Here is a 9,414-nt window from a genome sequence, read left to right as displayed (position 1 = left end):
GTACTTTCTTCTTTAGAGCTTATTTCTTTGGTACTCTCTTCTTTAGAGCTCTCTTCTTTGGTACTTTCTTCTTTAGTTGTTTCCTCTTCAGTTTCTTCATTCATCACTTCAGTAGCTGTTGTTTCATCAACGGATGTGTCAGTATTCGTGGTAGTGTTCTCATTTGTACAACCAACTAATAGGGCAATGGCTGATAGAGATAGCACTCCCACTTTCATCTGATTTAAAATTGATTTTTTCATTCAACTCTCCCTTTCATCAATAGAATTTATTAATCAGCAACAATAAAATGAATATGCTTATTTTATGACAAACATATTTCATTCAGCTTTATTGTACGAACGAAAACCCAACAAGTCAAACAATTCAATATTAAATTAGATATAAACAACATATATTATAGATAATGAAAACTTGCTAGAAAATTTATTATTAAATTTAATTATCAAATTATTCAAAATTACTTAGCATAGATTGCTTAAAGAGAATCATGTAGCCGGCTTATCTTGAAGCTTAAATATAAAATTTAAAAAGCGAAGCCTATGAATTATGTTAAGAGGGATTTTATTTTTTTGTTAGTCGCTTTATAGAAAGAAAGTGTATAAATGAATCAGCAAAAACATCTATTATAACTTGAAAGAATTAGCGAATACCCCAATTAAAGTCATTGATTCAAAATTTAATTCAGGCGCTCAGTGACTGGTGGTTAAAAAAGCTGCAGAAGTTTTAGCCGCTAGAGAGGACTTTTAAGAAACGGTTAAAAGAATAGAAGGAACTATTAAGAAAACGCATCTCTTTATCAACGCTCCTACCTTGAAATATATGTTAAATCAGGATGCATAGCTAGGGCGCAGGTTTTTGTTGCCAATAAGGTCATTTTAAAACCAGTAGTCTCGATGGATGAGGTTGGCGGCGGGGTAGCAATAGGTATGACCATTAGCTAAAAGGGTAATATTAAAAAGATTCAAAAATGAGTTAATAATTGTATGCAAGAGCATACAATTATTAACTATGCTAGTGTTCATGCCTATGGAGGCCAATGCGTGCAAGAATTTGAGGAATATTAAACTTAATTAATTAGTAGGGGGCTAGATTATACGATGGAAATTTTAGCATTTGTAGCGATGAGTGCGAGGATAGGTTCGGTCGCTATCGCTTTAACTACTGAATCGAATAAGAAGGGGGTTAACTGGATTTTAAAAGAGTAATTATATATAGTATGTTATTTATAGTCACCTTGGTGATCGCCACTCAAGGCTTTATGACTAAGATGGAGGTGGCTTGATGTTGCCACTTCTTTTCCCCTTTATTTATTTCACTATTATTTTTTTGATTACTACTAAAATTAAGGGCAACTCAATTGTCGATATAGGGTGGGGCTTAGTCTTTGTGTTGCAAGGAATCTTTAATTTTATTGTCGGCTCGGTAAGCTATTCGATTATTAAATACAATCAATTTGATTTTTCTATGAGTCATAATTACATTGTAATAATTAGCTTGCTAATTGCTGTCATTGGTCTGTTTGTCGAAGTGGTTGGCGATGAACAACTTAGATAACACATAAATAAAAACACAGGCAAATGACTCCGAACAGACTTATGGTCAATGCCCCGTCATCCTAATTATTTTAGAGAGATCTTAGTTTGGGTCGACCTATATATTAGTGGGTTCACCTTATTATTTATTCAAGCCGTTCATCCTGTTTATTATATCGTTCTAGTTATTTCTCCTCTAGTAATGGCGACAGTATTGATAAAAATATCTATTCCTTTATTAGAAAAAATATGTAGTAATATGAAGGTTGGCAAGAATATACTCAAAGAGTCCCTATGTTATTTCCATGGGGCAAGAAATAACATCTAATAAAATAACTTCCTAACAAACTGTTTTGAGACAGTTTGTTAGGAAGTTATTTTGTATTAAAGTTCGAAGTTAAAATGGATAGGAGGTTGGAGGTCAAATCTATTCACTACGAAGAGCTTCAACCGGGTTTTTGCGTGAAGCTTGTTTAGATGGAATTAAACCAGCAATAAATGATAGTAGAATGCTTAAGCCAATTAAGATAAGGGCATTTTTAAAAGATAAGCTGACTGTGACCTCTTCTAATAAGTGCAGCAATAAATTGTTTAAAGGAGTGTGTAATAAATAAGTAAACCCGATGCCTAATAATCCTGAAAACAAGCCGATAATAATCGTTTCAGCATTAAAAACCGTTGAAATATTTCTTTTTGAGGCGCCGATGGCTCTTAGAATACCAATTTCTTTTGTGCGTTCTAATACTGAGATATAAGTGATGATCCCGATCATAATCGATGATACGAGTAATGATACGCTGACAAAAGCAATGAGAACGTAGGTAATAACATTTACAATTTCCGAAACAGAAGACATGATTAAGCCGGCAAAGTCGGAGTAGGTAATTTTTTCCTTTTCACTAACAGTCTGATTATAAGCTTCAATTGCGTCAGAAATAGCTTCTTTATCAGCAAAATCATCTGCATAAATACTGATTGCAGAAGGATTTTCAGTAGAAACGACACCAAATTCTTTTAAATTAGTGTCGTAACTAGCCGGTGCAATTGAAGAATCATAAATTTCAAGAAGGGACGAATCATCCAGGTCTTTAACGACTTGATTAAATGGATCCGCGATATTAGCCGGATTGTCAGCTAAATTTGGCTCTGTTGTTGCGAACGGTTCTAAGCTTTGCTGTTTTGCTTGAATTTGCTTAATAAATTCAGCTTGTTGACTGAGGGTGAAATCCTCTAAATAATGATAGACATCTTCAATTTTTTCTCTATCGTTAGCTGCTTCAAAAGCTAGACCATTTAAAACGTTGGTTTTTGGTTGCTTTTTTTGTGCTTGAACGATGTCACTTTGATTGACATAAGCCATTAAAAAGTTTCTTAATTTGCGTGTATAAGCAAGCGGAGTGCGAATGGTTAAGGTTTTAGCATTATCAACTGGTTGAATGATACCGGAAATTTTTATCGGGATAGCTTTTTCTTTAACAACTTTTTCAATCGTTAAGGGATCGTCAGTCAGTTTTTGATAATTACCTCGCGCGTTTTTCTCATAGTAATCACTGCGAGGTAATAAATAAAAAGTTTGATTGCGTAGGTCTTTAAACCGAAGTGTCTTTTTTTCGAGGTGAAGTTCTTCATCATTTTCTATTTGATTGAGAATTTTCTCATAATCTTCAGAGGGGAGCATGCCAAACTCGTAAAAATCAGAAAGGCTGATTTCATTGGCTTCATTTACAACCAGCACCATCTCATTATATTTTTCAGGCCATTTACCATCGATTAAATGATAATTATCCTTTACAACTGGGCTAATAACTTGCTCACCTTGACCTGGAAGAAGTTCGCTAATTTTTGTGTTGGGTTGATTAAACGAGTTTGAAGGGGAACTAAAGTTTGTTCTTGGTTGTCGATTCACACTTTCAAAAGAACTACCATCAGTATTGATCAAACGCTCATTTTCGTCGTAGGCGAATAAATCAAAATTGATAGCGTAAGAATAAACGATACCATTTTTGCCGACATAGTTAGAAAGTTTATTGTCATCTTGATCTAAATATTTTTTGAAAGCTGTTAAATTATTTTGGCGAAAAGAAGAATTGAACTCACTCATTTGTTCAAGCGATTCATTGTTACTGTAGATGACGTCTAAATTTTCATTGTTAGAGTCGGTATCTTCTGTTTCTTTAGTAGAAGTTTCCGCTCTTCTTGCCGACATTAATTGATTAAAGTCGACAGACTCTTGTTCAATGGTTATTGGATAGGCCGACATAGTCTCTTCTTGGACGTTATCAATATAGTTATTCACGCCGGTCGATAGCGATAGAATGAGGGCAATTCCAATAATCCCGATGGACCCTGCAAAAGCTGTCAAAAACGTTCGGGCTTTTTTAGCGTTTAAATTATTAAAACTTAACGACAAGGCCGTAAGAAACGACATGGAAGACTTGCCCATGCTTTCATGCTTAGAGTTTTTGTTTTCTTCAATGGCTAAAGGATGGGTGTCAGAAATGACTTTGCCGTCTTGCAATTCAATAATGCGGTTGGAGTATTGGTGAGCCAATTCAGCATTATGAGTAACCATCACGACCAAACGTTTTTTGGCAACGTTTTTTAATAGGTTCATTATTTGAAGGCTAGTCTGTGTATCTAAGGCTCCTGTCGGTTCATCGGCTAAAAGAATATCTGGCTCATTGACTAATGCTCGTGCGATCGCAACTCGTTGCATTTGCCCCCCAGATAATTGATTGGGCTGTTTGTTGATATGATCTTTTAACCCTACTTCCTCTAAGGCTTTGATAGCTTTTTGCTTCCGAAGCTTGGCTGAAATTCCTGAAATAGTAAGTGCCAATTCAACATTGGATAAAACGGATTGGTGAGGGATTAAATTATAGCTTTGAAAGACAAAACCGACCGAGTGGTTGCGGTATGAATCCCAGTCTTTGTCTTTATAATTTTTGGTTGAAATGCCATTAATAATAATATCACCACTGTCATAGCGGTCCAAGCCGCCAATGATATTGAGTAACGTCGTTTTACCTGACCCGCTGTGACCTAAAATAGATACAAACTCATTGTCTCTTAAATTGAACGTCACATTATCCAAGGCTTTTTGCTTAAAGCCCCCTGTATGGTAACTTTTGGTTATTTTTTCTATTTGGTGCATTGTAAAACTCCTTCATTGAAAGATTTACGAATAAATGGTAATAGTCTCATTTCAAACAAAGTATATCACTAATACCGACCTAATTCGATCCTAGCGCAAACAAAAAATAGCAACACAATATCTTCCACCTAAAAAAACTCAAGTCGAAAGTTTTAAGGTATGCGTGGGAAGCCTTGCGATAAAATAGTAAGTGTGATCAATTGTCTGATAAGGATGTTTTTTATATTGTTAGCTTAATGGGACATGAACGACTAAAATAATCCGTCAGGTAACGATTGGAGCATTATTTTATAATATAAATCTATCAGTTTCTAAAATGACACCAAGGGGAGCTAGTTTGTAGGATGCTTAAAGGGAACAGTGCATAAGTTTTCCAAGCAAAAGCCATTGTGGCCTACCACTTAATTAAATAGAATTTTAAGAAGTTATCTAATAAATCAGGCCTATTTATCAGAAACTCTGATAGGTCCGCGGCCTGTTAGTAAGTTATAATAGCATCAGGAATATTATTTAGATGCATCCATCCAAGATGTTGAGAGTGGTTTTGTTTATAGGAAGCCTGTTGTTCACAAAAGCGGTAGGACTTAAATAATGCTAGTGCAACTAATAGAAAAAGAGCGAGGGGTTAATTTTGAATAGTAAGCGTATGTTAGATTGTTTCGCAAGTGATTTTGCTACGATGACTTCCTCGGATTTACTCAATAGTATACGAGCTAATGAAGGCAGAACTTTATTAGTAGAATTAAGAGAAGATCGAACTCCTCACCTACCTGATCTTACTAACAGTGAACTTGCTCGAGCTGCTGGTGCGGATTTGATTTTGCTCAATCAAGTAGATGTTTTTAATCCAAAGATATGGGCTTTACCAGATACGCCACATCCAATTGAAACTTTGAAACAGTTTGTCCAACGTCCCATCGGTGTCAATTTAGAACCGGTAGCCAGTGAGGGACATTATTTGGAAAAAGTAAAGAGCCTAGTTGAGGGGCGTATATGTAGTGTTGAAAGCTTAAAAAGAGTGGAAGAATTGGGGTTAGATTTTATATGCTTAACAGGAAACCCACAATCCGGAGTTAGTAATCAGGCAATAGTAGAAGGTATTCGTCTGGCGAAAAACCATTATTCTGGTATTGTGATTGCTGGCAAAATGCATGGGGCAGCCTATGATGAACCTATTTCTTCAGAAGAATGGGTGCAACACTTTTTGACAGCTGGGGCTGAAATTATCATATTACCTCAAGTTGGAACCGTGCCTGGTTACTCGATGGAAGAGTTTAGGCGCAGTTGTCAGTTGATTCACAAAGTGGGGGCTTTGAGTTTAGCAGCTAACGGGACGAGTCAGGATTGTTCACAAAAAGAGGTGGTTACTCATTTGGGATTAACTGCTAAAATAGGTGGTGCAGATATTTTGCATATTGGTTGTTCAGGTAGTGGGGGCATTGCCCCGTTTGAAAATATTATGCAATTATCGATTGCCATTCGAGGGTTGAATCACACGCTTAGAAGAATGGCCATATCCAATCTTCGATAAAGACTCTGCTTCAAGACTTATTACTAAAAAAGATGGAAAGGATGTGGTAGGCTAGAATAGATAATTATTTAGGGATTTAGTCATTCCAACAACTTAAAGAATAAAGGAGAAAAATATGAAAAAAACATTAAAAAGCATCTTAGCAGCATCGCTCACTTTATCAACTGTGTTAGCACCTTTAACAGCTATGGCTCAAGAAGAAAATGCAGGTATAGAAATTAGCTTTATGATTCCTGATTGGGGAGCTCCATCGGATGAAATGTTGGCTAGATTTGAAGAAGAGTATGGGATTAAAGTCAATGTTTTACCAACTAGTTGGGACGATATTCGTGATAAGTTAGCGATTGCAGCTGCAAGTAACACGGTGGCAGCGGATGTCTTTGAAGTAGATTGGTCTTGGATGGGAGAATTCACCAGCGCAGATTGGTTGGCTCCTATTGATTTGCCAGATGCGGATGCTTTTCCAGCAATCGAGCAATTTATGCTAAACGATGAGGTCTATGCAGTCCCTTATGCAAATGATTTTCGGATTGCCTACTACAATACAAAAATGTATGAGGAGGCTGGCTTAGAAGAACCGCCAGTAACTTGGGATCAAGTGATGGAACAAGCTAAAACTATTAAAGATGCTGGAATTACAGAATACCCAGTATCGCTTCCGTTAGGTGCGGATGAAAATTTAACGACTACTTTCTTCTGGTTGGCTTATACACGCAATGGTATTTTATTTAATGAGGATAATACTTTGAATGAAGAAGCGTCTCTCGATGCATTAACTATTATTAAGGCTTTATCAGATGAAGAATTAATTAATCCAGGTAATGTGAACGGTTCGGGAATGGACGCTTACAGACAGATTAACTCAGGAGATACTGCCTTTATAGTAGGCCCATCTTCATTTGTTGGTCGCGTTAATAATGAAGAGGAGTCAACAGTAGTTGGACAGGTAAAACCAATTTTACTGCCAGGTGTTGATGCAAACGCTGAAAGAACAGTACCTTTCCAAGAAGCAGTAGGTATTTCACCAAATACTGAAAATATGGAAGCTGCTCAAACCTTCGTTAAGTGGTATACTTCCGAAGAAACTCAATTAGAATTATTTGATGCGGTAGGAGCACTTCCTACACGATTAAGCATCTTACAGCAGCTAATTGATGAGGAAAAGATTAAAAACACAGGTGCGATGGTTGAATTGGCTGAAATGGTTGAATCGCCATTCCCAAATGGGGTGCCAGAATATTACACCGAAATGAGTGCCGAAATTTATAATACTATCAATAAAATGGTAACTTCAGATCTTTCTGCCGAAGAGGTTGTTAAAGAATTAGTTGAAAAAGTAAATAGTGTTGTTGAGGAATTTGCTGAGTAATTAATAATAAATCTAGGTGTAGTGCACTACACCTAGATTTAAATTTTTAAGGGTTGATCCGTGCTATTATAAAAATGATAGTAGGGATCAATGATTTAAAAGGAGTTTATTATGAAAAAATCTAAAAAAGCCATTTTTCTAATCTTACCCATGATGCTTATCATGGGATTGTTCGTCTACTTACCAATTGTACGCACCTTCATCTACAGTCTTCATGCGTTTAAATTAAGTAGACCAGACCGCTTTAAGTTTATCGGACTCGATAATTATAAAGAGGTTTTACTCTCAGAAGATTTTCATCATGCTTTTCAAAATAGTTTGATGGTTTTTTTATTAGTCGTCTTTTTAACCGTCATTTCCAGCATTATTGTGGGACTTTTGCTCAATAAGCGGACAGTTATTAGCCCAATGCTAACGGGTATTGCAATTGTTCCTTGGGCTTTGCCCCCCCTAGTTAATGGTATTGTCTGGCAATTTATTTTTCATCCCAGTTATGGTTTTATGAATAAATTATTGATGAGTCTTTCAATTATTGATCAGCCAGTTGCTTGGATTAATAATCGTTATTTACTCCTAATTGTCGTTTCAATTGTAATTGCTTGGCGGGTGGTACCTTTTTGTGCCATTTTAATTTTGGCAACCCTACAAACAATTCCTAAAGAAATCTACGAAGCGGCTAAAATGGATGGTGCCAGTCGTTATTCAGAGTTTTTCTATATAACGCTAAGAATGATTTTGCCTACACTTTCAATTGTGTTAATCCAAGCAACTATGGCAGGTTTAAATGTTTTTGATGAGGTAATTTCTTTAGTAGGTTACCGTTATGAAGGACAAACCCTTTTAATATATAATTATTTAAATACCTTTAGCTTTTTAGACTTTGGTCTAGGGTCAGCGATTACCTATATAATCATGATTTTATCGGGGATTATTGGTTACTTTTATATTCGTTCGCTAAGATTGGAGGGAGATCATGCTTAAAAATAAACGTTGGGATTGGTTATACATTATAACTGTAATTATCTTTCTGCTATTCACTTTAGGTCCCCTTATTTGGGCTTTTATAATTAGCGTCACCCCTAAAGCAGAATTAATGAAAGCGGGAGGTCGCTTTCTACCCAGTCAAGCAACTTTTACAAATTATCAAAGCTTGTTTGATCCGACAGATAAGGCACATATAACCATTTTTAATGGCTTAAAGAATTCCTTAATTAGTTCCTTATATACTCTCTTTATTGGGGTACCTTTAGCTGTTTTAACCAGTTACGCTATGGTGCGTTTTCGCTTTCGCTTACGAAAAGTGATTTTACGCTTATTATTGATTACCATCGTTATTCCTGTGTTTACCACCATCATTCCAATATTTGCTATTTTTTCAAACTATCAGTTGCTGGATAAGCTTTTCTGGATTAGTGTCATTTATGTGACTGCTTTTTTACCTCTAGCAACTTGGATGTTGATTACGCATTTTAATAAGATTCCTAAAGAAATGTGGGAAGCAGCAGAACTCGATGGTTGTACAGAATGGCAGCTTTTCTGGAGGGTGATTTTACCCATGTCACGAACAGCTATTATTACCTGTGTCTTAATTCTCTTGTTAATGAGTTGGAGCCAATTTCAAATCCCAATGATTTTAACGTCAACTCAGAATAATAAAGTAATTACCCTAGTTCTATCTGAGTTTATGACAAGAGATGCTATTGACTATAGTATGATTGCAGCCTCTGGTTTAATAGCTATTATTCCACCAGCAGTTATCGCAATGGTTTTTAGAAAAGATCTTGTATCAGGTTTATCAGCAGGGTCAATTAAAGGATAGTATTTC

The 9,414-nt window shown here is 36.0% G+C and carries 7 protein-coding genes and 1 pseudogene; 6 read left to right on the top strand and 2 right to left on the bottom strand.

The annotated features are described in order from the left end of the window. On the bottom strand, window positions 1-242 hold a 242-nt coding region (locus ACQV2O_RS06780; RefSeq protein WP_428875345.1), incomplete at its 3' end, for a hypothetical protein. A 1,042-nt stretch (window positions 243-1,284) separates the two neighbouring features. Here ACQV2O_RS06780 and ACQV2O_RS06775 point away from each other — a divergent pair. Together ACQV2O_RS06775 and ACQV2O_RS06770 are read left to right on the top strand one after the other, a co-directional pair. Next, the gene (locus tag ACQV2O_RS06775) at window positions 1,285-1,557 is read left to right on the top strand and encodes a hypothetical protein (protein WP_428875343.1); all 273 of its coding nucleotides are present in this window, start codon (window positions 1,285-1,287) and stop codon (window positions 1,555-1,557) included. 42 nt (window positions 1,558-1,599) lie between these two features. Beyond that, window positions 1,600-1,863 (top strand): annotated as a pseudogene (locus tag ACQV2O_RS06770) (DUF1295 domain-containing protein); the annotation flags it as partial. 99 nt (window positions 1,864-1,962) lie between these two features. On the opposite strand, the gene ACQV2O_RS06765 reads toward ACQV2O_RS06770, so the two are convergent. Then, the gene (locus ACQV2O_RS06765) at window positions 1,963-4,689 is read right to left on the bottom strand and encodes an ATP-binding cassette domain-containing protein (RefSeq protein ID WP_428875341.1); all 2,727 of its coding nucleotides are present in this window, start codon (window positions 4,687-4,689) and stop codon (window positions 1,963-1,965) included. A gap of 631 nt (window positions 4,690-5,320) precedes the next feature. Between ACQV2O_RS06765 and ACQV2O_RS06760 the strand changes: the two genes are divergently transcribed. The 4 genes from ACQV2O_RS06760 (at window position 5,321) to ACQV2O_RS06745 (ending at window position 9,408) form a co-directional block, all read left to right on the top strand. Beyond that, entirely contained in the window at window positions 5,321-6,220 is a 900-nt protein-coding gene (locus ACQV2O_RS06760; RefSeq protein WP_428875340.1) for a haloacid dehalogenase-like hydrolase, read from the top strand. Between the two features lie 115 nt (window positions 6,221-6,335). Next, window positions 6,336-7,589 carry an ABC transporter substrate-binding protein gene (locus tag ACQV2O_RS06755; RefSeq protein ID WP_428874201.1) on the top strand — a complete coding sequence of 418 codons (1,254 nt, stop codon included), beginning with the start codon at window positions 6,336-6,338 and terminating at the stop codon, window positions 7,587-7,589. A gap of 111 nt (window positions 7,590-7,700) precedes the next feature. After that, entirely contained in the window at window positions 7,701-8,570 is an 870-nt protein-coding gene (locus ACQV2O_RS06750) for a carbohydrate ABC transporter permease (RefSeq protein ID WP_428874202.1), read from the top strand. Further along, a complete protein-coding gene (locus tag ACQV2O_RS06745) occupies window positions 8,563-9,408 on the top strand; it encodes a carbohydrate ABC transporter permease (protein ID WP_428874203.1) in 846 nt (281 codons plus the stop codon). Before ACQV2O_RS06750 ends, ACQV2O_RS06745 begins: the two co-directional genes overlap by 8 nt. Window positions 9,409-9,414: the final 6 nt, after the last annotated feature.

It is taken from the genome of Facklamia sp. P13055, assembly GCF_050409445.1.
Taxonomy (GTDB): Bacteria; Bacillota; Bacilli; order Lactobacillales; family Aerococcaceae; genus Facklamia.
Note: the sequence above shows the minus strand (reverse complement) of the source record. Positions and strands in the feature narration are given on the sequence as shown.

Excerpts from the sequence above, each read along its gene's own strand:
- ACQV2O_RS06775 (WP_428875343.1), top strand. The coding sequence starts at position 1,285 with ATGTTGCCACTTCTTTTCCCCTTTATTTATTTCACTATTATTTTTTTG.
- ACQV2O_RS06750 (WP_428874202.1), top strand. The coding sequence starts at position 7,701 with ATGAAAAAATCTAAAAAAGCCATTTTTCTAATCTTACCCATGATGCTT.
- ACQV2O_RS06755 (WP_428874201.1), top strand. The coding sequence starts at position 6,336 with ATGAAAAAAACATTAAAAAGCATCTTAGCAGCATCGCTCACTTTATCA.
- ACQV2O_RS06745 (WP_428874203.1), top strand. The coding sequence starts at position 8,563 with ATGCTTAAAAATAAACGTTGGGATTGGTTATACATTATAACTGTAATT.
- ACQV2O_RS06765 (WP_428875341.1), bottom strand. The coding sequence starts at position 4,689 with ATGCACCAAATAGAAAAAATAACCAAAAGTTACCATACAGGGGGCTTT.